This is a genomic window from Pantoea sp. paga (assembly GCF_007558755.1).
In the GTDB taxonomy this organism is placed as follows: Bacteria; Pseudomonadota; Gammaproteobacteria; order Enterobacterales; family Enterobacteriaceae; genus Pantoea; species Pantoea agglomerans.
This window is the reverse complement of the sequence record NZ_VLTF01000001.1, coordinates 320,884-344,073: the sequence shown is the minus strand read 5'-3', so window position 1 is coordinate 344,073 and position 23,190 is coordinate 320,884. Positions and strand designations below refer to the sequence as shown.

Below are 23,190 nucleotides of genomic sequence, written 5' to 3'. Positions count from 1 at the left end.
CTAAAATAAAAATCAAATGAACAGGAGGCTGCTATGTCTATCGCCATCTACACACCCGCTCAGCATCGTCGCGACAATTCGCTGCTGCATGCCCTTAATCTGCCGGAAACACTGCCGGATGCGCACCAGCGTATTGCGGTCGGGTTCAGCAGCGGCGTGCTGAAACGCACGGCGTCGCTGTCCACCTTTGACGAGGGCTGGCTGTGCCGTCTGGCGGGCATTGATCGCACCACCTACAACCGCAAAGTCAAAGATCCGCAGCAGACTTTTTCGCCCGATCAGAGCGGACGAATCTACATGCTGATCCGCGTCCTCTCTGCCGCCAGCAAACTGTTTCGCGACGACAGGCAGCGTCTGGTGCAGTGGCTGGAAACGCCCGCCAAAGCGCTGGGCGGTAAGAAACCGGCGGAGATGACCACCACGGTGGCGGGGGCAGAAGCGGTAATTAACCTGATTGGCCAGCTTGAGCATGGCGTGATTACCTGATGGCGGTACGTTTCTTTCGCCTGGTGAAGAGTGAGTATGCGATGAGCGCCTTTGATGGTTTTGGTGCCCGTACTTACGGGGGGCGCTGGAATTCCGTGGGAACGGTCTGTGTCTATATGGGATCAAGCCGGGCGCTCTGTGTACTTGAGGCGCTGGTTCATCTCACCATTCAGGATCTGTCACACGACTATTCAATGCTGTCGATTAGCGTACCTGAATCGCTGATTACCGAGCTCTCGCTGGAGGCACTCCCCGATGACTGGCAGGCCGATCCTGCACCATCGTCCACGCGGCAGATTGGTGACGACTGGCTTGCCAGCCCGGATAACGGCCTGGTGCTGAAGGTACCCAGCACGCTGACCGGTGAGTGGAATGCACTGTTCAATCCCCGTCATCCGGCAGCGGCTGGCATCATCAGTAAGGTGGTGGTGGAGCCATTTTTCTTCGATCCGCGTTTCCGGCTGCAGTAGGACGCGAATTCGCCACTTTTCTTACCGCAACATCTCACATCACGCTGGTGCCTGCGATTCCGATAGCGCCTGCGCTGCACAGATCAGCGCCAGATGACTCAGCCCCTGCGGCATATTGCCGCGCCAGCTCTGGCTGCGGACGTCATACATCTCATTGAAGATATCGACGTTACCGTGGCCGTTCAGCGTAGCCAGGATCTCCTGCATCGCCTGTTCTGCCTCATCCGTCTCACCCATCTCTGCCCAGGCTTCCACCAGCCAGAAGGCGCAGGCGAGAAAGGTACTCTCTTCTTCTCTGACCCCGCTGTAGCGATAGAGCATGGCACTGCCGTCACCCAGTTTTTGCCGGATCGCACGGTAGGTCGACAGCATCCGCTGCGGGTTGACCGCATTGCCGTAGCCATGAACCAGCGCCAGCGATGCGTCGAGGCGATCGTCACTGCCGGCGTAAAAGAGATAAGCCTGCTGTTGCTCTGACCAGCAGTGCGACTCAATCCAGTCGCGGATACGGTCACGTTCCCGCTGCCAGCGCCCCAGCCAGGTCGGTTCGATATGCTGGCTTTCTGCCAGCGCCACCGCCCGATCCAGCGCCATCCAGCAGGCCATTTTGGAGTGGGTGTAGTGTTGCAGCTCCGGCAGTTCCCAGATGCCACAATCCTTCTGCCGCCAGTGATCGGCGCAGCAGTTCGCCAGCTCGCCCAGCATGCGCGAGGTGGTGATATCCAGCACGTGTCCCGCCTCGATAAAATGCTGCGCGGTGACCAGCATGTCGCCATACATACTGAGCTGCAGCTGGTCACGGGCATTATTGCCGACCCGCACCGGCTGAGAGTTCTGATAGCCGCTCAGCGGCGGATAACGCTCGGCGGGGACCTCATCACCATTCAGGGCATAGCAGGCGCGCAGCCTGACGCCGTGGCGCATGATGGTCTGCGACAGCCAGGAAAAGGCCGCCTTACAATCTTCCAGCGCTCCGAGATAGACGAAGGCTTTAATGATCAGGCAGGCGTCGCGCACCCAGGCGTAGCGGTAGTCATAATTTTTCTCGCCGCCGATCCCCTCCGGCAGCGAGGTGGTGGCAGCAGCAGCCAGCGCGCCGGTCGGGGAGTACCAGAGAAACTTCAGCGACAGGGCAGAGCGCTTCACCAGCGCCGGGTAGCTGCCCTCATAACTCAGGCTCTCCACCCAGCTGGTCCAGCCGGTGTGGCTGGTTTCAATCCGCTGATCGATAGCCTCCAGCGGCGGCACCGCCAGCGGCTCTTTCTCGGTAATCAGCAGCGCGCAGAGCGAGCGGGAACCGGCAGCGGTGCGCAGCGTGGCGCAGACCTGCTCGTCATCCAGCTCTGTGATCTGAATATCTTCACTGGTGCGCAACATCGCCATGATCTCCGCGATGTGAAACACCTTGCCTTTCTCATTATCGGCCACCCACGGTGAACGGGTTTCGGCGGCGGTGCCGAAGCGCAGGGTGATCGCTAATTCCACTTCACCGCTGACGCCCTCTATGCGGCGAGCCAGTTCGCACCAGGGCAGACGGCCCGCCAGCGTGCTGTTAATCGATTCGGTCAGCAGCACGGTGCCGTCGCGGGTTTCGAAGCGGGTCTCCAGCACGTTGCTGTTATCGCGGTAGCGGCGTGAGACCTGATAAGGCGCACGCGGGACAATCTGGAAGTAGCCACCGAGTCCTGCATCAAGCAGGCGATCAAACAGGGGCTTTGCGTCGAGATTGGGCGCGCACCACCAGTCAATTGAACCGTCCGGCGCAATCAGCGCGACTGAACGGCCTTCACCAATGGCGGCATAATCACCCAGGCCCGCAAAGCCCTCTTTTCTGACCGGCGAATGAAAGATCGGGTTTTCCATAATCTGCTTCCTTATATCACGGTGGCGAGGGTTCTTAAGCGGGGCAAAAAAATGGCCGCGTTATGCGGCCACCTGAGTGAGATTACAGCGTGCCGGTGCCGCCATCAGAACACCAGACCTGCCCGGAGGAGTAACTGCTCTCGGTTGAGGCCAGGGTAACGTAGAGCGGGGCGATCTCAACCGGCTGGCCCGGACGACCCATCGGTGAGTCGGCGCCAAACTGCTTCACTTTCTCCATCGGCTGTCCGCCGCTGGACTGCAGCACGGTCCAGTATGGCCCTGGCGCGACGGCGTTAACCCGGATGCCGTCGCCACCCAGCTGCTTCGCCAGGGACTTGGTAAAGGCGACGATGGCCGCTTTGGTCTGCGCATAGTCGAGCAGAATATCGCTGGGTTTAAACGCCTGTACGGACGAGGTATTAATAATAGACGCACCACGTGGCAGATATTCCAGCGCCGCTTTGGTGATCCAGAACATCGCATAAACGTTGGTTTTAAACGTCGCGTCAAAATCTTCCGTACTCAGGGTTCGGATGGACTCATTAAATTGCTGACGACCGGCGTTATTAACCAGAATATCCAGGCCACCTAATTTATCGGCTGCCTCTTTAACCAGTTGCTGACAGAATTCTTCAGAACGAATGTCGCCCGGAATAGCAAAAACTTTACGGCCTTCCGCTTCGATTAATTTAATCACTTCATCGGCGTCGGGCTGTTCTTCCGGCAGGTAGTTAATCACCACATCTGCGCCTTCACGGGCATAAGCGATAGCCACCGCGCGGCCAATACCGGAGTCGCCGCCGGTGATCAGCGCCTTGCGGCCGGTCAGTCGGCCCGTACCGCGATAGCTGGTTTCACCGTGATCGGGAACCGGGATCATTTTGCTGGCCAGGCCTGGCGCCTGTTGTGGCTGGTCCTCAAAAGGAGGTTTAGGAAATTGATCCAGATCGAGCGTCTTGTTAGTTGGTGTAGCCATTGTATGCTCCTTGAACAGAGTTATCTGAGACATTAAGCCTGGCACAAATGTGATATTTGTCACATCTGACTGCTGATTCATTGAGCAGTTAAAACCAGAAGAACTTAATAATGCAGATAAAGCGTAGACAGAAAATCGGCACACTGTGCAGTAGCGTCCGATTATTTTTCAGTGCAGGGGTGAGATATTTAAAGCGAAGCGTAAGAACGGTTGTGGATTATTTCAGGGCGTAATCACATAGCGGCAGAAAATAAAGCAGGGTGGTTAACCGCCGCGTACCGAACCGCGCCAGACCACATCTACCGGATATATTCTGCGCTCCTGCTGCTGTTCATTTTTGGGCATCAGTGTCTCCGGTTGCGCTTCCGTCTCCACCAGCCAGGCAATGGCGTCGCGGGCGAACTGTTCCACCGGCTGCGCAAAGGTCGTGAGGTTGTAAGAGGCCCAGCCCGACTGCGCGATATTATCGTGTCCGATGATGCAGAGATCGTCCGGAATACGCAGCGCAAAGCGGTGACGCGCCTCATCCATAAAGCCGCAGGCGAGCAGGTCGGTGGCACAGTAAACCGCGTCAGGGCGAACTTTACGCGTCAGCAGACGCTGGGCCAGAATCTGGCCGCTTTCGTAAGAGGTGGTGCCGAACTGCTCCACCTGGACCGTGACGCCCACTTTCTGCGCGGCGGCCAGGAAATCCGCTTCGCGCTTCAGCAGACTCGGCGTTCCCGCCAGTGAATTGACAAAGGCGATGCGGCTGCATCCCGCCCGCACAAACGCGTTAACCGCCATTTCTGCGGCGGGGCGGGAGTCGAGATTGATACTGAGCGTGCCGGGCAGGGACTCGTCGCGGTTAATCAGCACCAGATGCTGACCATGTTTGTAGCAGAGCCGGGTAATGCCGCTGTCCGGCATGCCGGAGAGAATAATCGAAGCGTCGGCGCGAAAATTAATCGCCTGCTGCAGCGCGGCGGAAACGCGCGCATCGGATCGGTCAGTGTTAATCAGCATCGCCACTTTTCCTGCTTCCTGCAGATACTGGGTCATCCAGCGCACCAGGCTGGCACGGTAGGGCGTGTCCACCTCGGAGGCAATTAAGCAGACGATGCCGCTGCGGTTGCGCACCAGGCCGCGCGCCAGATGATTGACGTGATAGCCCAGTTCCTCCGCCGCTTTCATTACCCGCTGACGGGTAGCATCTGACACGCTGGCCCCTGGTGTAAAGGTGCGGGAGACCGCTGAGCGGGAGACGCCCGCCCGGTCAGCCACATCCTGTGCACTCACCACCGCCTTAAGCTGCTGCATGTTCTCTCCTCGCCTGACATTGTCTGCACTGAGTTTGCCTGAAGTTGCAAGGCTGTGCAAAAAATACAGGGCGGGCGAAAGGTTTCAAATTTGTGACAGCGACTGACAATTGCTTAACAACTGAATTGACACTGCAGCATGGCCGCCGTACTAATCTGCACACATGTTTGCACACATGTGCAAAAGCTGGCGCGCCTGCGTCATCCAGCCCAGGAGAACATCATGCGTTATTCCTCTCTGCTCGCTGCTGTAATCGTCTGCCCTATAGTGCCGTTTGCTGCCTCGGCGGCGGGCAATCTTAATATGATCTGCTCAGCCGATGTGGTGGTGTGCGAACAGATGACCACGCTGTTCAGCCAGTCCCATCCCGATATTAAACTCAGCATGGTGCGGCTCTCTGCCGGTGAAGCCTATGCCCGTATCCGCAGCGAGGCACGCAATCCCCGTACCGATATCTGGTGGGCCGGTACCGGCGATCCGCATATGCAGGCCGCCGAAGAGGGGCTGACCCAGGCCTATAAATCGCCACTGCTTGATCAGCAACAGCCCTGGTCACAAAAAGTGGCGGAGATCTCCGGTTATCGCACCGTGGGGGTCTATGCCGGTGCGCTGGGCTGGGGCTATAACACCAGACTGCTGGCGGAGAAAAAGCAGAAAGTGCCTGCCTGCTGGGCGGATTTGCTCGACCCTGGCTTTAAAGGCGAGATTCAGATCGCCAATCCCAACTCTTCCGGCACGGCCTATAACACCCTGGCGACTCTGGTGCAGATCATGGGCGAAGACAAAGCCTTTGACTACCTGAAGAAGCTCAACGCCAACATCTCGCAATATACCAAGTCCGGCTCGGCACCGGTCAAAGCCGCCGCGCGCGGTGAAACCACCATCGGCATTGTCTTTATGCATGATGCCGTCGCGATGGAAGTGGATGGCTTCCCGATTAAGCCCGTCGCGCCCTGTGAAGGCACCGGCTATGAAATTGGTTCGATGTCGATCATCAAAGGGGCACGAAACCTGGCCAATGCCAAAGCCTGGTATGACTGGGCGCTCAGCGCTGAAGCTCAGTCGCATATGAAAGAGGCGAAATCGTTCCAGCTGCCCTCTAACCGCAAGGCGGAGATCTCTGAATATGCACCGCGCTTCGAGAACATCAGGCTGATCGATTATGACTTTAAAACCTATGGTGACTCAGCAAAACGCAAAGCGCTGCTGGGCCGCTGGGATAAAGAGATTGGTGCCAGCGCACAATAACGGCGGTGCACCCCGGCCACCTGGGCCGGGTCTGTGCCAGACCGCGGTGGCGTAAGCCTGATGTCCGCTTCCTGATCGAGGTGATTTATGAATGCGCACAATCGTCGCTTAACCGGCGCGCTGCTGGCGGGAGCCATCGCGCTGACGCTGCTGCCCTGGTATAGCCTGGAGCAGGGCTTCTTCTCGGGTGACTGGCTGTTCAGCTTATGGGGTGATGAGACCAATGCGCCTGCGCTGGGGCAGCTCGCGTTACACAGCTGGCTGGGCATCGCCGTGGCGCTGTGGCTGCTCTCTGCTGCCAGCGTCTTTCTGCCCCCGGGTCGCACCCGCAGCACGCTGCTGCTGCTGTTCAGCTCCTGCGGCATTCTGTTTCTGGTGCTGGAAGGGCATGCCATCGGTTTCAGTGGCTGGAACTGGTTATGGCTGGAGAACCTCGCCGGCCCGCTGGCGCAGGGACAACCGGCGATGGGCGCGGGTGCGCTGCTGCTGCTGACCATATTTTTGCTGATTTTCGCCTTTTCCCTGGCGGAGCGCGGCGTGCTGAAAGGCGATGCCTTTGTGGTGGCATCGATTGTACTGCTGGTGGCGCTGGTCACGACCTTTGTGCTCTATCCGGTGCTGAGTCTGTTTGTCGCCTCGGTGCAGGATATTGATGGCAGCTTCAGACCGGACGGACTGATTGCCAATATGCAGGATCCCGCCATCTGGAGCCTCGGCTGTTTTACCGGTGGCACCTGCGGCACCGCCTGGCGCACGCTGGGACTGGCGCTGATGACGGCCAGTGGCGCTACGCTGCTGGGACTGGCGTTTGCACTGGCGGCGACGCGCACCTCGCTGCCGTGTAAAAAAGCGCTGCGGATGCTGACCATTCTGCCGATTATCACGCCGCCGTTTGTCATCGGTCTGGCGCTGATCCTGCTGTTTGGCCGCTCTGGCGTGGTCACCGAATCGCTGGCGACGCTGTTCGGCATCGAGCCGGGCCGCTGGCTCTATGGCATGACCGGCATCTGGATTGCGCAGGTGCTCTCCTTTACCCCCATCGCCTTTCTGGTGCTGATTGGCGTGGTTGAGGGCGTCAGTCCGTCACTGGAGGAGGCGTCACAGACCCTGCGCGCCAGCCGCTGGCGCACCTTCTCCCGCATCTCGCTGCCGCTGATGGCGCCGGGGCTGGCCAACGCCTTCTTAATCAGCTTTATCGAAAGCATGGCCGATTTCGGTAACCCGATGGTGCTGGGCGGCAGTCACGGCGTGCTGTCGACGGAGATCTTCTTCTCCGTGGTTGGCGCACAGAACGACCCGAGTCGCGCGGCGGTGCTGGCGATGATTCTGCTGGGCTTCACCCTGGCCGCTTTTCTGGTGCAGCGCGTCTGGCTCTCCGGCAAAAGCTTCGCCACTGTCACCGGCAAAGGCGATGGCGGCCGTCATGTGATGCTGCCGCGTCCGGTGCGCTACAGCGTCTATGGCATGGTGATACCCTGGGGTCTGTTCACCCTGGTGATCTACGGCATGATCATGATTGGCGGCTTTGTGCAGTCCTGGGGGCTGAATAACAACCTGACGCTGGATCACTACATCCGCGCCTTTAGCGTCAGCGTTAATCAGGGGCAACTGGTCTGGAGCGGCGTCGCCTGGAGCTCTTTCTGGACCACGCTGGAGATCGCCCTGATTGCCGCGCCGCTCACGGCCATTGTCGGACTGCTGACCGCCTGGCTGATTGTGCGACAGAAGTTTGCCGGTCGTCAGACCTTTGAATTCATGCTGATGCTGAGCTTTGCCATTCCCGGCACGGTGATTGGTGTGAGCTATGTGATGGCGTATAACCTGCCGCCGCTGGAGATCACCGGTACCGCGATGATCCTGATCGCCTGCTTTGTCTTCCGTAATATGCCGGTCGGCGTGCGTGGTGGTATTGCGGCGATGAGCCAGCTGGATAAAAGCCTGGATGAAGCTTCACTGACGCTGGGCGCAAACAGTTTCCGCACCCTGCGCAAAGTGGTGCTGCCGCTGCTGAAACCGGCTATCAGCGCCGCGCTGGTTTACGCCTTTGTGCGGGCCATTACCTCTATCAGTGCGGTGATTTTTCTGGTCAGCGCCCAGTACAACATGGCGACCTCGTACATTGTCGGGCTGGTGGAGAACGGTGAGTATGGCGTGGCGATTGCCTACTCCTCGGTATTGATAGTGGTGATGCTGCTGATCATTGGCCTCTTCCAGCTGCTGGTGGGCGAACGTCGCCTGCGTCGTGCAACACAACCGGCAGTGATTATTGCCGCACCCTCTGCATCCACTCTGACTCAGGAGAGAGCCGTATGACGACCATTAACGCCGGATCGGTGGTGTTTGAACATGTCGCAAAGCGTTTTGCCGGTTTTACTGCCGTGCCGGATCTGTCGCTCACCGTAGAGCCGGGTACGCTGGTGACACTGCTCGGGCCGTCCGGCTGCGGCAAGACCACCACGCTGCGACTGCTGGCCGGGCTGGAGCATCCCACCGCGGGGCGGATTCTGATTGGCGGCAAAGATGTCACCCATCTGCCCGCCAACGAGCGCGACGTGGCGATGGTGTTTCAGTCCTACGCGCTGTTTCCCCATATGAACGCCATCGACAATATTCTCTACGGGCTGCTCTCCTCGGGCATGAACAAACGCGAGGCGCAGGACAGAGCGCGCGAGGGGCTGAGGCTGGTGGGTCTGGAGAGTCAGGGGCAGCGGCTGCCGTCGGAGCTCTCTGGCGGACAGCAGCAGCGTATTGCGGTCGCCCGTGCGCTGGTGCTGGAACCACAGGTGCTGCTACTCGATGAGCCGCTGTCGAACCTTGATGAGCGTCTGCGCCGTCGGGTGCGCACCGACATCCGCGATTTGCAGCAGCGGCTCGGGTTTACGGCGGTTTATGTGACTCATGACCAGGAGGAGGCGCTGGCGGTATCCGATAAGATTATTGTCATGAAAGAGGGGGATATTGCCCAGCAGGGTGCGCCGGAGACGCTTTACCATTCACCCAATTCGGTCTTTATCGCGGACTTTATGGGGGAGGCGAATATTCTGCCCTGTGAAGTGGAAGAGGCGGATGCGGATGACGCGCTGGTCCGCCTGGGTAATCAGCGCTTCCGGGTAAGAGGTGCCGGTGCGAAAACCGGCAGTGCTCAGCTGGCGGTACGACCGCAGTTTATTACATTGTCCGGTGACGGTCAGGGGGCGCTGCAGGGGGAGATCATTCACAGCACCTGGCTGGGCGACCATATCGAATATGAAGTCGCCACCGAACTGGGCGCGCTGTTCATTATCGATCCGCAGATGGAACAACGTCTGCCGCTTGCCGCCACAGTCGGCGTCAACTTCAAGCCGCAGGGCCTTGCCCTGATTGCCCGTTAATCTGACTAACTCAAGGAGTTCGCATGGAATCGCATGATGAAATAATGGCGCGTCTGGCTTTAGCGGAAGCCGTTGCCCGTGAAGGTGGTGCGACGGCGTTATCTTACTTCAACCGTCGCGAGACGCTGGTGGTGGAGACCAAGTACGATTTGCAGGATGTGGTGTCGATTGCCGACCGTGAAGTGGAGCAGCTGATCGCCAGCCGTATACGGGATGCGTTTCCCGATGATGGCTTTCTGGGTGAGGAGTCAGGCCTGCAGGCAGGAGAGTCTGACTACACCTGGGTGGTTGATCCGATCGATGGCACCAGCCCGTTTCTCAATGGGATGCCGAGCTGGTGTGTTTCCGTCGCGGTGCTGCGCGGCGATGTGCCCGTCATCGGGGTGATTTTCGCGCCGACCTATCAGGAGTGCTACATGGCGGCACTGGGGCAGGGCGCGACGCTCAACGGTCATCGTCTGCAGGTCGATCCCACACGCACGCTGCAAAACCACGTTACCGGTTTTGGTGCCAACAGCTATGTCAGCCCGCAGCAGGTAGGCGAGATTGTGGCAGCGCTGCTGACGGCAGGCGGTAACTTTATCCGTATTGGTTCCGGCGCACTGATGCTGGCCTGGGTTGCCGCCGGTCGGGTTGTGGGTTACTACGAACCCTATATGCACGCCTGGGATTGCCTGGCGGGTTACTGCCTGGTGAAAGAGGCGGGCGGCTGGTACCACCCGTTTAACACCGAAGGCGATCGCATCACTAAAGGCGCGCAGGTACTGGCCGTGGCACCGGGTGCCGAAGCGGATCTGCGGCGCATTGCCGGTTTATAATTATGTGACGCTGTCACGCTGATTGCGCTGCGGTCAGCGTGATGCCTCAGGCCGTAGCGTTTTGGTCAGATAGTGACGCTGCATACCGGTTTGCGGAAAATCGGGCAGGGACATCTGCGGCTGATAACCCTGTTTCTGATAAAACGGCAGGGCCTGAAAACTAAAGGTATCCACCAGCGCATAGAGACATCCCATCTTTTCCGCCTCCTGCTCTGCGGCTTCCAGCAGTGCGCTCCCCAGACCACTGCCACGGAGCGTTTCGTCCACCCAGAGATAATCGATACAGAGCCAGTTTCCTTTGCGTGCGGCGATCACTCCCCCGCGCAACATTCCCTGTTCGTCCCTGTGAGAAACCGACAGCGGTCCCCAGTTATCGCGGCTGATAAATTGCCGGTTGTAAGCCCCCAGTCCTGCCAGCAGTTCTTCCCTATCGTCGTCGTTGACCTGATGGGTAAGGGTAAATGTGCTCATCCTCGTCCTCTTTTAATTGTGGTTCCGGTTTATCCCCTTCAAAGGATAATTACCAAATTATCCGCTAAAGGGTATAAAGTGGTTATTATCCTTTGCAGGGGATAAATGGTATTTTATACCCTATCGAGGATAATATACCTGCGCTATGCTTACAGCCTGTGATCCAGAAGGAGTCACCCCATGATATACAGCCCGCTACAGCTGGCAAACCGGCTAAAGCTCATTCGTCAGCGCAATGGCTGGACCCAGAGTGAGCTGGCGAAAAAGGTCGGCCTGAAACAGGCTACCATCTCTCACTTTGAAAATGCCCCTGACAGCACCTCGCTGGCAACGCTGTTTAAGCTGTTACAGTCGCTGGAGCTGAGTCTGGAAGTTCAGGAGAAAGAGGAGGCCAGTGCGCCTCAGCTGCATGATGAGGATGAGTGGTAATGCAAAGGCTGATTGCGTGGATGAACGGCGAGCGGGTAGGCGTACTCACCCGCCAGCGAAACGGCGCTCATGAGTTTCAGTATGATACCGCCTGGCTGAGTAATCCGCTCTCCAGGCCGCTGTCACTTTCGATGCCGTTGCAGGTTAAAGCGATCACCTCACACGCCGTGATTAACTTCTTCGATAACCTGCTGCCGGATAGCCCATTGATTCGCGACAGAATCGTGGCGCGTTACCAGATTAAATCCCGTCAGCCGTTTGATCTGTTGCAGGAAGTGGGACGTGACAGCGTCGGGGCAACCATGCTGCTGCCGCCCGATATGCCACTGCCCGCACTGCAGGCCCGCTATGAAGTGCTGGATGAAACCCGGCTTGAAAGCGTGCTGTCGGCCTATCAGTCAGATATCCCGCTGGGGATGCTGCGTGAAGAGACCGATTTCCGCATCTCGGTCGCGGGGGCGCAGGAGAAAACTGCACTGCTGCTGACCGATGAAGGCTGGAGCATTCCTGCCGGTGCCACGCCCACCTCGCACATCATTAAGCTGCCGATCGGAGAGATTAAACAGCCGGCCGCGACGCTGGATATGCGCGAAAGTGTGGAGAATGAGTATCTCTGTCTGGCGCTGGCCCGTGCACTCGGTATCGACGTGCCGCAGGCAACGATTATCCGTGCCGGACAGATGCGCGCCCTGGCGGTAGAACGTTTCGACCGCCGCTGGTCACGCGATAAAACCCGGTTGATCCGCCTGCCGCAGGAGGATTTCTGTCAGGCGCTGGGACTGCCATCTTCAACCAAATATGAGTCGGATGGCGGGCCGGGCATTGCGGAGATCATGCAGATACTGATGGGATCGAGCAACGCCATCGAAGATCGCTATCGCTTTATGATGTTCCAGGTGTTTCAGTGGCTGATTGGCGCAACCGACGGTCACGCCAAGAACTTCTCACTGTTTATTGAGCGCGGCGGCAGTTATCGACTGACTCCCTTTTATGATGTGATCTCCGCTTACCCGGTACTGGGCGGCACCGGTCTGAACAAGCGAGCGCTGAAACTGGCGATGGGTCTGCGTGCCACTAAGGGGAAGAAGACAGAGATCGACAAAATCTTCCCGCGCCATTTTATCGCCACGGCAAAAAGCGTCAGTTTTGATCGTGACAGTTTGCAGCAGATCTTCGACTTCTTTATTAAGGCCTTTCCCCAGGCGGTGGTCTCGGTGCGCGATGCTTTGCCGCCAGATTTCCCGCAGCACATCGCCGACGCCATTTTCAGTCATTCACTGATTATGCTGGAGCGGCTGCGGCACAAAGAGTGATGGCGCTTATGAGCTGGCAATATCCTGAAAAACCTCTCCTTCTGTGTATGGCTAAAAGCCTGTCGGCTATGCTTATCTGACAGGCTTAACAGGAGAGTGATGGTATGAAGTGTCCGGGATGTGAAGGAGAGGCGTTTGTGTACGCCACGCGCGACGTCAGTCTAAATACGGGTAATCCGGAGGACGTTGTGCCAGATGTAAAGGGCGATCACTGCATCCGCTGTGGAGCGGTGATTATGAATGCCGGAACGTCGGAGTTATATCCCGAAAAGGCTGAAGCGCTGGAGAATGCAGGCGTGCCCATCAAATAACATAGAGAGCCCGCTTAGCGCGGGCTTTCTTGTCTCTGCTCACCGATTGTCTGCAAACCGGGTCTGATTATTCACCTGCCGGCAAGATATAGGTTTCGGTATCTCGGCCATTTTCCGTCGCGGGTTTCTGCTATCACTGTACGCCGCGCGACGAAGCGCAAATAAAAAAGCCTGCACAAGGCAGGCGAAATCGTTACAGGGGGATGTCCATCTTTTGATAACACGCAACGAGTAAGTTGTGTGATTGTGGCACCCTACAGGGTAATCCTCAGGTTTACCCTGGGAACGGAAACAAACCCCGTCAATCTGGCCACCGGAGTGCGTTATGGATGCCAATCGCTATGTCCTGGAAACAATCCCGTCACCGCCAGTATTTCCCGGTGCTGCCAGCCCTGTGATGTCTGATGAAACACTGCATCGCCGTCTGGCCGCCATTATTGAGCGGATGCAGCAGCAGCAGATTGCGCAACTGATTATCTATGCCGACAAAGAGCACGGCAGCAATTTTGAATATCTGGCGGGATTCATTCCGCGCTTCGAGGAGGCGCTGCTGGTGGTGACTCAGCAGGGCAAACTCACCTATATCATGGGTAATGAGAACCTCAAGCTGGTGCCGTTTGCCCGCAATCCGGGATGCTGCCTGCATGCGGCGGTCTTTTCTCTGCCCAACCAGCCTATGCGCGGGGAGCAGCCCCTGGCTCAGCTGTTAACAGAGGCGGGAATTGTGGCGGGAGAATGCACCGGGCTGGTGGGCTGGAAGTTATTTACCGGCAGGCAGCAAGGGATGTTTGATCTGCCGCAGTTCATCTATGCCGCGGCGGCGCAGGCAGCGGGCGGCGATGCGCAACTGGTAAACGCCACGGGATTGTTTATCTCGCCTGACAACGGTGCACGCTGCGTTAACTGCGCCGATGAAGTGGCGTTTTATGAGGCGGGGGCCAATCTTGCTTCAACCGCGATGCTGGCTGCGCTGGATAGCGTAGCGCCGGGTGTCACAGAAAAGGCGTTAGGTGCACGTCTGAACGCAGAAGGGCAGCCAAACACGGTGGTGACGATTGCCGCGACCGGCGATCGTTTCGCCCAGGCCCGGCTCTATCCGTCTGATAAACGGATTGCAACAGGCGACAAGCTTTCTCTTACCACCGGCTACAAAGGCGGGCTGACCAGCCGCTCGGCTTACGTGGTCAGTGACGCTTCTGAGTTACAGTGTAACGTCTCTGACTTGCTGACCCGGCTGGCAATCCCCTATTATCACGCGGTGGTCAGCTGGCTGGAGCAGTTGCGGATCGGGATCGCTGGCGGCGAACTCTATTCGCTTATCGAAACGGTGCTGCCGAAAGCGCAGTATGGCTGGCATCTTAATCCGGGGCATCTGGTGGCTGACGAGGAGTGGCTAAGCTCGCCCATCTATCCCGATTCAGCCGTGACACTGAAAAGCGGTATGTTGCTGCAGATCGATATTATCCCGTCGGTGCCGGGTTATGGCGGCTGCAGTATCGAGGATACGGTCGGTCTGGCGGATGCGGCATTGCGTGATGAGCTGGCGTGTCGTTTTCCCGATCTCTGGCAGCGAATGACTCAGCGCAAAGCGTACCTGACAGACGTGCTGAGGATTAAGCTTGCTGAAGAGGTGATTTTGCTGTCGAACACGGTAGGCTATCTGCGCCCTTTTTTACTGGATAAGCGCCGTGCGCTGGTGCGCCAGCAGGGGATTAACCGGCCTGAGGCGGCCGGTAATAATTTGTAAAATTTAACTGAGAGTAAAACGCAGGCGCTTCTGTCAGGATACGCGCCTCAGAAAGTTCCTGGTTGCTCTCATTCGATGAAATGGTTTACCAAAAACGCGGTTTTGTTTGCCTGCAAAACCTCCCTTGCCGCGTTTATCGCACTCTCTGTGGCGCTCATTCTTAACTTCGAAAAACCCGCCTGGGCGCTGACCACGGTGTTTGTCACCTCGCAACTCTATGCAGCATCGACCGTCTCGAAATCGCTGTTTCGCCTGCTGGGCACGCTGCTGGGCGGCATCTTTATTCTGCTGATCTACCCCGAAACGGTGCAGTCGCCAGTGTTATTCAGCCTGGGCGTATCGCTGTGGGTAACGGTTTGCCTCTGGCTCTCTCTGCATGACCGCACGCCGAAGAGCTATATCTTTATGCTGGCCGGCTACAGCGCGGCGATTATGGGCTTTCCTGACGTGGAGTCACCGTCGGCAATCATCAACACCGTAGTTTCACGTATTGAGGAGATTACGCTGGGCATCCTTTGCAGCACGCTGGTTCACCGGCTGGTGTTTCCGGTCTCGATGCATCATCTGCTGGGGCAGAGCGTTAATCTCTGGTTTCAGAACGCGCGCAAACTCTGTGATGAACTCATCAGCGGAATGGCCAAGAACAAATCGCTGGAGCGGGAAGATATCCTGATTCAGATGGCGGGTTATCCGTTGAATGTTGAAACGCTGCTGACCCACTGCGTCTATGAGGGCGAAGCGGCGCGTAATGTCATCCGTCTGGTCAGCGTACAGTATCAGCATCTGACTTATCTGCTGCCGACACTGACCGCGATTGAGTCACGGCTGGGTGTGCTGGCCGAACTGAATATTCGTTTTCCGCCGTGCGTCACCGACGTGTTTCAGCAGTTTCTGTTGTGGCTGCATCACGACCGGATTAACGATATTGCCGGACTGCGTGAAGCGATTGCTGCCAGTCAGGCAACCCTGGAACACGAATGGCGGGCAGGGCTGCTGGCAACCGAAGAGAGCCTGCTGCTGATCGGGCTGCTGGAGCGGCTGGCTAACTTTGTGCGCATTGCCGATGCTTATGAGAATGTCAGTGCGCGCGCAGGGGATCTCTACAGCCACGGGGATGGGGCGGCGATACGCAATATCCGGGAACACCGGCATATTGATAAGGGACTGTTACGCCTGTCCGCGCTGACGGCATTTCTGGCGACCTTCCTCTCCAGCCTGTTCTGGATCGGCAGCGGCTGGGCCGATGGGGCGAATGCACCTCTAATGGCGGCGATCATCAGTTCATTTTTTGCTGGTGTCGATTCCCCGGTAACGCCAATGAAGCTGTTCGTGAAAGGGGTGATGATTGCGCTGGTGGTCAGCCTGTTCTACATCGCTTTTCTGATCCCGCAGGCCAATACCTTACAGGCGCTGATGATCATACTGCTGCCCGGTCTGATGCTGCTGAGCCTGGTCATTGCTAATCCGGCGACCAATCTGGTGGGGCTGAGTGTCGCCATTCAGATCCCCGGTTTTATCGGCTTAAGCCATCACTATGTCCCCAATCTGATCGTCACGCTGAATGCGGCCATCTCCTCGATGGTGGGGATTATGTTTGCGGTGGTGCTGACGGCGTTGATTCGCAACAAACGGCCGTCATGGATCGCCAGAAGAGCGGTGCAACGGGGGCTGCGCGATCTGTTAGGGTTTATTAAAATGGTGGAGCGCAATTCCGCTACGCTACTGTCACGGCAGCAATTTATTGCGCGGATGCTCGACCGGGTGAATATCATTCTGCCGCGTAAAAGGCTCGATCCGGTGCCGGATATCGTGGTGGGGGGCTATCTGATTACTGAAACCTGGCTGGGCGCCAACTGTTATGACTTCTACGCACGTTATCGTGAGGTGCTGGAGAGTCATCAGATTGATAGTGGTCAGATGTTTCACGAGCTGGCGCTATACCTGAAGCGCAAGATGAAGTCGCTGCAGTTAGCGCCACATCAGGATCTGCTGGAAGAGCTGGATCTGTTGCTGCTAAGACTGGAGCCGATCGCCCGACAGGAGAGTGTGGCTGTTGCGCCCTTAATCCATCTGTTTAATATTCGGGTATCACTGTTTCCACATCAGCGCTGGCCAGATTAACCCGGTATAACAGGGCTGGCTGGTGGGGATAAGATAGCGTAAAGCGGGACAAAAGCGGATGACAGTTTTTTAGTTACATCATACATTAACTCTTATTTAGATAAGAAGTCAGACAATGTGCCTGTTTATCCTGTCTTACAGGAAAATAAGATCAGCTGAGTGGAAAGGCTGGTTGGTAAAAATGGCCAGCAATGGGCTGAGCGTGAAGCGCAGGCATTATACCGCTTTTAATTCAGACTGTTGCATTTTCAATTCTCTAGCCAGACACGCCTGGTTGATACAGGTCATAAACGCGTCCCGATGCGCCAGAAGTCTGCAATAAGAGCAGGGCACGCGCATCTCAATGCACGAAAGCAGGGTGCATGCAGGAAACGTTCAACGGTAATAACTCAGCTGTTTTCCTGCGGCTGGAGCTGATAAATCCACGCACTGTATTGCCGATTATCCTCGGCAGAAACACAAACCTCGACGCGATCATAGCCATCTTCAAATGCATCCAGCATCGGCCAGTGGGCATCCAACTGGTCGGAGAGAAACAGATAACCCGGCACGTCGGGGCCATGCTCATCCAGAACGATGCCCGGAAAATCAGCCGCTGCGCCCCAGCCGCGCTGATAGAAGGTGCCGTTCACCGAACCGGCCAGCCATTCTCCGCCAATATTTTCCAGGATATGGGCATTCTCACGGCCCGGACAGAGCGTGCCATAGACAAATAAGCGTTTCATTTTTTCTCGTCGTTGAAACAGTGGAAGCCAGCAACTTTAACGTGACAAAAATGGATTGTCTTGCGGAACTGCCTCTTCAGCTTCTCAAAACGCCATGCGTAGGTAAATTCTGCGTACTGCCAGCCCCATCAGATGCGCAGAATTCATGTAGCGACGCCCTGGACTGCCGCAAAAGGTCGGTTTAAGTGCCATCTGCCTGTCAGCTGATGGCACTCACGTCCTGTTACTTCAAGGTTGTCGTGTAATTAACCGGAACCCCCTGGTCATTGATCACCGCATAATTCACTGACTCACCGGGTTTAGGCGGAGTGTGACTGTCAATGTAAGCATCAGATTGTGGGGCAAGAGTGAGATTTTTTATTGATTGCTGACCTTCAGAATAGACATTCATGCTCATGAACCAGGGAGTAGGGTTGGTTATGGCGATTTTATTCCCCTTTACCGCGAAACGGAGCTTTTCCGGATCGGTGGTCAGCGGGGCGTTTAGTCCCTCAGGCCGTATAAAGATTTTTAGCCGGATTCGCAGCGGTAACACCACTTTACGTTCAGCCGCGTTAAGCTCTTTTTTCAGCGCAGGGATCTGATAAATATTTAACCAGTAGAGGCTCTCTTTGTCCGCGGGCAGCGCCTGACGTGAAGTGAGTACCAGACGCAACGATCGCATTTCTCCTGGAAACATTTTTACAACCGGCGGTATGACTATGACAGGCGTAATGCTGGCGTCGGGTGAGAGAGTCAGATCACCGTCATCTGTCCAGATTTGCAAATACGTTTCGTTTTCGCCGCTGTTGACGACGTTAACCGACTGAGTCAGATCCGATTGATTGAAAACGATCCGGGTTTTATCCACATTGACCACCGCCCAGACGCTGAATGAGAGCAGGACGCCAGATAGCACTACGACGTTACTGAAAACTGACCACAACCTGTAACTGCGCATTGACTGTTCCTGCTGTAATAGTTTGCCCGCTGAGCGCTTCAAGAGAGGCGGTGAAATCACCGCTGTAAATATCAGCGCCTCCTGAGGAGATTTGCGACGTTAAATCTTTATAGGCATACCAGCCACGGCTGTTGCCCGTGCCCGTCACTGTTCTGTCAGGCAGTAAGTTGAGCGCCATATTATGACTGTCATAAATTTTTATACCGACGCCGGAGGCGGCAGCGCTGCTACCATAGCGGCTATCCAGCAGCCAGGTTAACCCGCCGCCAGCCGTCGTCAGCCCCAGATTTCTTGCCTGCGTCACCGCATTTGACTGGTTAACGAGAAAGCCCATAGCAACATTTGCTGACGTGATCGTCGATGTACTGATGCCGGAGATAGCACCGGACTCACACTGGATAGTGATATTAAAAGGAGCCTGACTTTTCCCGCCCGCGGCAAGAGTATTCACGCTTACGGTAGGCAGCAGCACCACCGAAGGATAATCCTGCACTTCGCATAGCGCGCCACGCACATAGGTGACATTTGAGAAGGTGCTCCAGGCGGCGGGCCAGTTACGATAAAAACCATACCAGTAAGAGAGACTATCCTGGCCCACTTTCAGATTATTGGTATCCAGGCCTGGTCCTTTAAAAGCAATATATCCGCGAGGTTGTGTCCAGTTGTCCACATAGCGATTGCTATTGCTGGCGTAATAGCGCGTAGAGTCTATTTTAAACATTTCATACAGCACATTGCTGAAAGCACTGGCCGGAATATAAATATAGGTGCCATCAGAATACCAGTCACTGGCTGTCAGCTGTCGGGCTTTCCAGTAGCGACTGTAATATTCGCCAGTTGTAAGGTTAGTTAGCCTGACGGCCACATTTGCAGCGACATCATAATAGGCGCCGTCCACTTCAGAGGTAATATATTGACCGGCATAGGGGCTGTCGCCATTGGTGGCATACATCTCATACAAACTGTCTGCATCTGCCACGGCGCAGCGATACAGAATCTGGTTAGCTGAATAGGGAACATTGCTGGCCGATGACAGAAAGCTGCCTACCGAACTGGCCAGCAGTGTGCCAGAGGGCTGAAAGGTCTTTCCGCTATTGATGCTGATCACAGATGGCAGGCCCACATTCCCTGAGCAGGTGTCGCAGGCGCCGGTCCAGTTTGCGGCGGTATAGCCTGCTGCAATCGCGCTTTGAGACAACGAGGACGTGGCGGTAACAACGCTGCAATTAGCCCAGACGGGTACATTGAACAGCAATAATAAGATATACAGGAAATATTTTTCGATTCTCACACGTTTAACCCTTATGGCAGACAGCATCCAGGCGAACAATATTCTCATTCACGCGACCGGTTATTTGATAATCAACAAAACATGTTTTATTGCCCTTATATTCCCAGTTTACCTTTAAGGTTCCAGAGTCATGCGGTACACGTGCATATAATTGCCCACCCTGGCCCACAATACCTATCACGGTATTATCAGCATCACGGACCTCGGTGCCCATTGGCGGGATTTCATGATCTTCATTTTTGAGCGCGATTAAGACGGCCTTACCCTGCAGCGTGGCAAAATTAATTCGGGTAACGGAACCGGCATAGGGCACAACGCGCTGGCTTCCGCCGCTTAATTCGGCATCAGCATTCATATAGCGTGTATCAAGGCTGACGGTGTTGGCCTGATATGGCGTCAGCGACGGCAGGATAGCGTAACCAAAATGATCAATGACGGCACCCTGTCCATTGCGTACGCTGGCGCCCTGGGCACCATCCGCATGGATCAGCGCAAAAGTGTCGCTGGTATAAGGTCCGGCGGTAATGCCGCCGCGATGAATCAACAACGTACCAGAAAGCCCTAATCCAGCCTGGCGATAATTATCCCCCTGACCATAATTCGCTCTGACCGCGCCTGCGCGCGTATTCTGCTGAATATTTCCGCCGAACGAGACACGGTGGCCGCTGTTACTTTGCGTATTTTCGGTTCCGCCATACAGGGACCAGGATCGCTGATTGTTCTCGCCAGATGAACCGGTCAGTGAGAGAGTCGAATTGCGCGTTTCTTTAGACTGGTTGTAGTTATAGGCCACTGAGGTAGTGTGATTGCCCCAGTTCAGCGGAACCGAGACATTCAGTGAAACGGTATTTTCGGTATATTTCTCGCGGTATGAGTTATCACCATCGTCCAGGTTCAGCCCGAAACGATCATAATTCCAGGTAGTACGCTGACGGGCAACGTTGAGACTGTAACTGATGTTATTCCAGCTGTTGCTGTAACCTAACTGAAGCTGAGTAATACGTGACCGGTTATTATAGTAATCTGCCGTGCTGCCGCTCAGGCTGATTAAGCCATAATCGGCCATTGACTGACTCAGGGTCACAGAAAAATTATTACGCTGATGCAGCGTATCTGAATAGTAACTGATGCCATTGTCCTGCTGGCGCCGAACGCCCAGCACATCCTGCAGGTCGCGATAACCGCTGGTTGAGTAACGATAGGCGGCCAGGACCAGGTTGGTGCCGGTTGCAAAGGTTTTGCTGTAGCTCAGCTCGGCGCGCCATCCCGAAGCATTTCTGTTCTGTGCGACCTTTGCATCAGAAAAGGTGGTGTTTAATCCCACTGCGCCCACTGCCGAAGTCCAGACACCGCCAAGCAGCCAGGCCTGATAGTCCTGAGCCAGCCGCGATCCTGCCGTAGCCGTCAGTCGGTTACTGATACCGCGCTGCAACAGCCCTTCGAAGAAGGTGTTATTAACTGAGTAGAATTGCCGTACCCGACCCAGTGCAACCGAGTAATGCCAGTTTCCCGGCCTGACCGAATCAGGAACGGAGGCATAAGGAACGGTAAACGAGGACGTTTTGCCATTGGCTTCAATAATCTCAACATCGAGATCGCCCTGGCTACGGGTATTGTACAAATCGTTGATAACGAAGGGACCAGGCGCCACGCTGGTCTCATAAATAACGCGATTCAGTTGCCTGACGATAACCCGGGCACTGGAGGAGGCCACACCGCGAATTTCGGGCGCATAACCACGCCGGCTTTGCGGACGCATCCTTTCATCGGTAGTGAGCTTAATACCATTATAAGAAAGGCTGCCAAACTGCGAACTTTCTGTATAGCTGTCGCCCAGTGTCAGCAGACTGTTCAGCGGTTCAATGGGGCGCTGAAGCCAGGTTCTGACCGTTGTGTAGCGAACATCGCTGCCGGTAACGTTATTGTCGATAAACCGCAGATTGCCCTGATGGCGCAGCTGCCAGTTATCAATATTAGTGCCCGCCGTGATGCCACTCCAGAGATACTGGTATCTGTAACCGGAAGCGGTATTTTCCGTCCAGCTATAATTGGTGTTATGCCGGATGAAAAGGGCGGAGATCCCTTTATCCCATTCGGCGACGGGAATATTTCCCCTGGGCAGATGAATTAACTCCGCATCCGGAATGGTGAACTGCAGCCGCAGTGAAGCCTGATCAAATTGCCAGCGAGCCGCTGATGACCAGTGACGCAAGGGCTGACAGCCCTCGCTGGCTGAGGATTTATTCAGTGACTTAAGGCTTAATGATTCAGCCACCTTCAGCGGGAGACAAGGTTCTATCGGCTGACCTTTCTCTGCTGACAGAAAGTTCAGGGTGACGCCGCTTTTAACCAGCTTATTGTTAACATAGATATCGACATAATAGTTGCCGGGGGCGATAGTCTGATGGTTAAACTGATCAATATTCTGGCCAAAGGCGGAACCTTTAAAAAGCGAAGGATCGAAATAGTATTCATCAGCGTGTCCATACGTTGAAAAAGTAAATGATGCACAGAGAGGCAAAAAAAAGATGCGGATATTACCTGCCTGCAATCGGATAGTCTTCACTGACTTTAGCTCCCTGGTCATTCATTGCTGAAAGAGAAATCACGCTATTAGCTGATAAAGAGTGCGTTGCCGGTTTACACCTGACTACTTTTTTGGCAAAGGGCGCAATCATTTCGGCTTCGCAGGCTATTTTTTTGCCTGCTGTTTTTATTGAAACCTCTGTAAGTGAGAGATACCAGGGTTGAGTGTTGTTGATTTCAACTCCCTCTTTTTGCATCGTTACTTTTACACCGTCGAAAACATTAACCGGCTGACCAATCGCTTTAGGACGATAAAAGAGTTTCATGCGGTTACGTAACATTAAAACAATACTGTTACGGCCTGATTCCGCCTGAATATTACCAGGGGGGATCTGCAGGGAGTTGAACCAGTAAATCGTCTCGCGATCCTGTGGTAATGAGACATTAGGTATGAATCGGATTCTTAAAACCTGGCCGGTCAGGGGCTGGATCCGAAACAGCGGTGGCGTGATAATGAAAGGTACGTCACTCTTATCGCCAGGTTGCGAATCCATATTGCCATTATCAAGCCAGGCCTGAATGACATAAGGAATATTATCGTTGTTCTTTAACTGAACATCGACGGAGAGAGCATTACCCGGATAAATAATTCGGCTGCCAAGAATAGTGACGCTTGCCTGGACGTTATCCGAAATAAACGTCATCAAAAAAATCAGTATTACCATTTTTAATGGGAACAGCATAATGCGCGAATACATGTCGGATATCTCAAGCGTGGCGTGCGT

20 protein-coding genes are annotated in these 23,190 nt (G+C 55.5%); 11 read left to right on the top strand and 9 right to left on the bottom strand.

Annotation, left to right across the window (positions count from 1 at the left end; all coding sequences use genetic code 11):
* Window positions 1-33: 33 nt before the first annotated feature.
* Both FOV68_RS01645 and FOV68_RS01640 read left to right on the top strand, forming a co-directional pair.
* Window positions 34-486, top strand: a complete 453-nt coding sequence (locus tag FOV68_RS01645; RefSeq protein ID WP_010244850.1) for an antitoxin Xre/MbcA/ParS toxin-binding domain-containing protein — start codon at window positions 34-36, stop codon at window positions 484-486.
* Window positions 486-956, top strand: a complete 471-nt coding sequence (locus tag FOV68_RS01640; RefSeq protein WP_031592364.1) for an RES family NAD+ phosphorylase — start codon at window positions 486-488, stop codon at window positions 954-956. Before FOV68_RS01645 ends, FOV68_RS01640 begins: the two co-directional genes overlap by 1 nt.
* 39 nt (window positions 957-995) lie before the next feature.
* Here FOV68_RS01640 and FOV68_RS01635 read toward each other — a convergent pair whose 3' ends face one another.
* The 3 genes from FOV68_RS01635 to FOV68_RS01625 form a co-directional block, all read right to left on the bottom strand.
* Entirely contained in the window at window positions 996-2,819 is a 1,824-nt protein-coding gene (locus FOV68_RS01635; protein WP_031592363.1) for a glycoside hydrolase family 15 protein, read from the bottom strand.
* A gap of 82 nt (window positions 2,820-2,901) precedes the next feature.
* Window positions 2,902-3,795 (bottom strand): SDR family oxidoreductase, encoded by an 894-nt coding sequence (locus tag FOV68_RS01630; RefSeq protein ID WP_010670164.1) that lies wholly within the window; start codon window positions 3,793-3,795, stop codon window positions 2,902-2,904.
* Between the two features lie 264 nt (window positions 3,796-4,059).
* Window positions 4,060-5,094 carry a LacI family DNA-binding transcriptional regulator gene (locus tag FOV68_RS01625; RefSeq protein WP_069026289.1) on the bottom strand — a complete coding sequence of 345 codons (1,035 nt, stop codon included), beginning with the start codon at window positions 5,092-5,094 and terminating at the stop codon, window positions 4,060-4,062.
* 222 nt (window positions 5,095-5,316) lie between these two features.
* Here FOV68_RS01625 and FOV68_RS01620 point away from each other — a divergent pair, with 222 nt between their 5' ends.
* The 4 genes from FOV68_RS01620 to FOV68_RS01605 all read left to right on the top strand — a co-directional run bounded on the left by FOV68_RS01620 (window position 5,317) and on the right by FOV68_RS01605 (window position 10,531).
* On the top strand, window positions 5,317-6,342 hold the full coding sequence (locus tag FOV68_RS01620) for an ABC transporter substrate-binding protein (RefSeq protein ID WP_033757674.1): 1,026 nt from the start codon (window positions 5,317-5,319) through the stop codon (window positions 6,340-6,342).
* Between the two features lie 87 nt (window positions 6,343-6,429).
* Complete coding sequence (locus FOV68_RS01615) at window positions 6,430-8,655, top strand: iron ABC transporter permease (protein ID WP_143990222.1); 2,226 nt, start codon at window positions 6,430-6,432, stop codon at window positions 8,653-8,655.
* A complete protein-coding gene (locus FOV68_RS01610) occupies window positions 8,652-9,713 on the top strand; it encodes an ABC transporter ATP-binding protein (RefSeq protein WP_031592294.1) in 1,062 nt (353 codons plus the stop codon). Before FOV68_RS01615 ends, FOV68_RS01610 begins: the two co-directional genes overlap by 4 nt.
* A gap of 23 nt (window positions 9,714-9,736) precedes the next feature.
* Window positions 9,737-10,531 (top strand): inositol monophosphatase, encoded by a 795-nt coding sequence (locus FOV68_RS01605; RefSeq protein ID WP_143990221.1) that lies wholly within the window; start codon window positions 9,737-9,739, stop codon window positions 10,529-10,531.
* Between the two features lie 33 nt (window positions 10,532-10,564).
* Here FOV68_RS01605 and FOV68_RS01600 read toward each other — a convergent pair whose 3' ends face one another.
* Window positions 10,565-11,002, bottom strand: coding sequence for a GNAT family N-acetyltransferase (locus FOV68_RS01600; RefSeq protein ID WP_031592296.1), 438 nt, complete (start codon window positions 11,000-11,002; stop codon window positions 10,565-10,567).
* Window positions 11,003-11,182: 180 nt separating this feature from the next.
* Between FOV68_RS01600 and hipB the strand changes: the two genes are divergently transcribed.
* From hipB to FOV68_RS01575, 5 genes are all read left to right on the top strand, one after another.
* Window positions 11,183-11,431: a type II toxin-antitoxin system antitoxin HipB gene (gene hipB, locus FOV68_RS01595; RefSeq protein WP_022625644.1), complete on the top strand. Its 249-nt coding sequence runs from the start codon at window positions 11,183-11,185 to the stop codon at window positions 11,429-11,431.
* Entirely contained in the window at window positions 11,431-12,744 is a 1,314-nt protein-coding gene (locus FOV68_RS01590; protein ID WP_115387534.1) for a type II toxin-antitoxin system HipA family toxin, read from the top strand. Before hipB ends, FOV68_RS01590 begins: the two co-directional genes overlap by 1 nt.
* 104 nt (window positions 12,745-12,848) lie before the next feature.
* Complete coding sequence (locus FOV68_RS01585; protein ID WP_010244885.1) at window positions 12,849-13,055, top strand: type II toxin-antitoxin system MqsA family antitoxin; 207 nt, start codon at window positions 12,849-12,851, stop codon at window positions 13,053-13,055.
* A 325-nt stretch (window positions 13,056-13,380) separates the two neighbouring features.
* On the top strand, window positions 13,381-14,802 hold the full coding sequence (locus tag FOV68_RS01580) for a Xaa-Pro peptidase family protein (RefSeq protein WP_143990220.1): 1,422 nt from the start codon (window positions 13,381-13,383) through the stop codon (window positions 14,800-14,802).
* A gap of 75 nt (window positions 14,803-14,877) precedes the next feature.
* Window positions 14,878-16,923 (top strand): FUSC family protein, encoded by a 2,046-nt coding sequence (locus tag FOV68_RS01575; RefSeq protein ID WP_031592300.1) that lies wholly within the window; start codon window positions 14,878-14,880, stop codon window positions 16,921-16,923.
* Between the two features lie 389 nt (window positions 16,924-17,312).
* Here the strand turns inward: FOV68_RS01575 and FOV68_RS01570 are convergent, their stop codons facing one another.
* The 5 genes from FOV68_RS01570 to FOV68_RS01550 all read right to left on the bottom strand — a co-directional run bounded on the left by FOV68_RS01570 (window position 17,313) and on the right by FOV68_RS01550 (window position 23,163).
* Window positions 17,313-17,648: a gamma-glutamylcyclotransferase family protein gene (locus FOV68_RS01570; protein WP_115387536.1), complete on the bottom strand. Its 336-nt coding sequence runs from the start codon at window positions 17,646-17,648 to the stop codon at window positions 17,313-17,315.
* Window positions 17,649-17,871: 223 nt separating this feature from the next.
* A complete protein-coding gene (locus tag FOV68_RS01565) occupies window positions 17,872-18,588 on the bottom strand; it encodes a fimbrial assembly chaperone (protein ID WP_143990219.1) in 717 nt (238 codons plus the stop codon).
* The gene (gene stbD / locus FOV68_RS01560) at window positions 18,554-19,906 is read right to left on the bottom strand and encodes a fimbrial usher protein StbD (RefSeq protein ID WP_052259202.1); all 1,353 of its coding nucleotides are present in this window, start codon (window positions 19,904-19,906) and stop codon (window positions 18,554-18,556) included. Before stbD ends, FOV68_RS01565 begins: the two co-directional genes overlap by 35 nt.
* Window positions 19,884-22,445, bottom strand: a complete 2,562-nt coding sequence (locus tag FOV68_RS01555) for a fimbrial outer membrane usher protein (protein WP_255473577.1) — start codon at window positions 22,443-22,445, stop codon at window positions 19,884-19,886. The genes stbD and FOV68_RS01555 overlap by 23 nt, the downstream gene beginning before the upstream one ends.
* On the bottom strand, window positions 22,417-23,163 hold the full coding sequence (locus FOV68_RS01550; RefSeq protein WP_064704326.1) for a fimbria/pilus periplasmic chaperone: 747 nt from the start codon (window positions 23,161-23,163) through the stop codon (window positions 22,417-22,419). The genes FOV68_RS01555 and FOV68_RS01550 overlap by 29 nt, the downstream gene beginning before the upstream one ends.
* Between the last annotated feature and the right edge of the window lie 27 nt (window positions 23,164-23,190).

Excerpts from the sequence above, each read along its gene's own strand:
- FOV68_RS01605 (WP_143990221.1), top strand. The coding sequence starts at position 9,737 with ATGGAATCGCATGATGAAATAATGGCGCGTCTGGCTTTAGCGGAAGCC.
- FOV68_RS01580 (WP_143990220.1), top strand. The coding sequence starts at position 13,381 with ATGGATGCCAATCGCTATGTCCTGGAAACAATCCCGTCACCGCCAGTA.
- FOV68_RS01630 (WP_010670164.1), bottom strand. The coding sequence starts at position 3,795 with ATGGCTACACCAACTAACAAGACGCTCGATCTGGATCAATTTCCTAAA.
- FOV68_RS01615 (WP_143990222.1), top strand. The coding sequence starts at position 6,430 with ATGAATGCGCACAATCGTCGCTTAACCGGCGCGCTGCTGGCGGGAGCC.
- FOV68_RS01635 (WP_031592363.1), bottom strand. The coding sequence starts at position 2,819 with ATGGAAAACCCGATCTTTCATTCGCCGGTCAGAAAAGAGGGCTTTGCG.
- FOV68_RS01590 (WP_115387534.1), top strand. The coding sequence starts at position 11,431 with ATGCAAAGGCTGATTGCGTGGATGAACGGCGAGCGGGTAGGCGTACTC.
- FOV68_RS01625 (WP_069026289.1), bottom strand. The coding sequence starts at position 5,094 with ATGCAGCAGCTTAAGGCGGTGGTGAGTGCACAGGATGTGGCTGACCGG.
- hipB (WP_022625644.1), top strand. The coding sequence starts at position 11,183 with ATGATATACAGCCCGCTACAGCTGGCAAACCGGCTAAAGCTCATTCGT.
- FOV68_RS01585 (WP_010244885.1), top strand. The coding sequence starts at position 12,849 with ATGAAGTGTCCGGGATGTGAAGGAGAGGCGTTTGTGTACGCCACGCGC.
- stbD (WP_052259202.1), bottom strand. The coding sequence starts at position 19,906 with ATGCTGTCTGCCATAAGGGTTAAACGTGTGAGAATCGAAAAATATTTC.
- FOV68_RS01640 (WP_031592364.1), top strand. The coding sequence starts at position 486 with ATGGCGGTACGTTTCTTTCGCCTGGTGAAGAGTGAGTATGCGATGAGC.
- FOV68_RS01575 (WP_031592300.1), top strand. The coding sequence starts at position 14,878 with ATGAAATGGTTTACCAAAAACGCGGTTTTGTTTGCCTGCAAAACCTCC.
- FOV68_RS01565 (WP_143990219.1), bottom strand. The coding sequence starts at position 18,588 with ATGCGCAGTTACAGGTTGTGGTCAGTTTTCAGTAACGTCGTAGTGCTA.
- FOV68_RS01570 (WP_115387536.1), bottom strand. The coding sequence starts at position 17,648 with ATGAAACGCTTATTTGTCTATGGCACGCTCTGTCCGGGCCGTGAGAAT.
- FOV68_RS01645 (WP_010244850.1), top strand. The coding sequence starts at position 34 with ATGTCTATCGCCATCTACACACCCGCTCAGCATCGTCGCGACAATTCG.
- FOV68_RS01620 (WP_033757674.1), top strand. The coding sequence starts at position 5,317 with ATGCGTTATTCCTCTCTGCTCGCTGCTGTAATCGTCTGCCCTATAGTG.
- FOV68_RS01610 (WP_031592294.1), top strand. The coding sequence starts at position 8,652 with ATGACGACCATTAACGCCGGATCGGTGGTGTTTGAACATGTCGCAAAG.
- FOV68_RS01550 (WP_064704326.1), bottom strand. The coding sequence starts at position 23,163 with ATGTATTCGCGCATTATGCTGTTCCCATTAAAAATGGTAATACTGATT.
- FOV68_RS01600 (WP_031592296.1), bottom strand. The coding sequence starts at position 11,002 with ATGAGCACATTTACCCTTACCCATCAGGTCAACGACGACGATAGGGAA.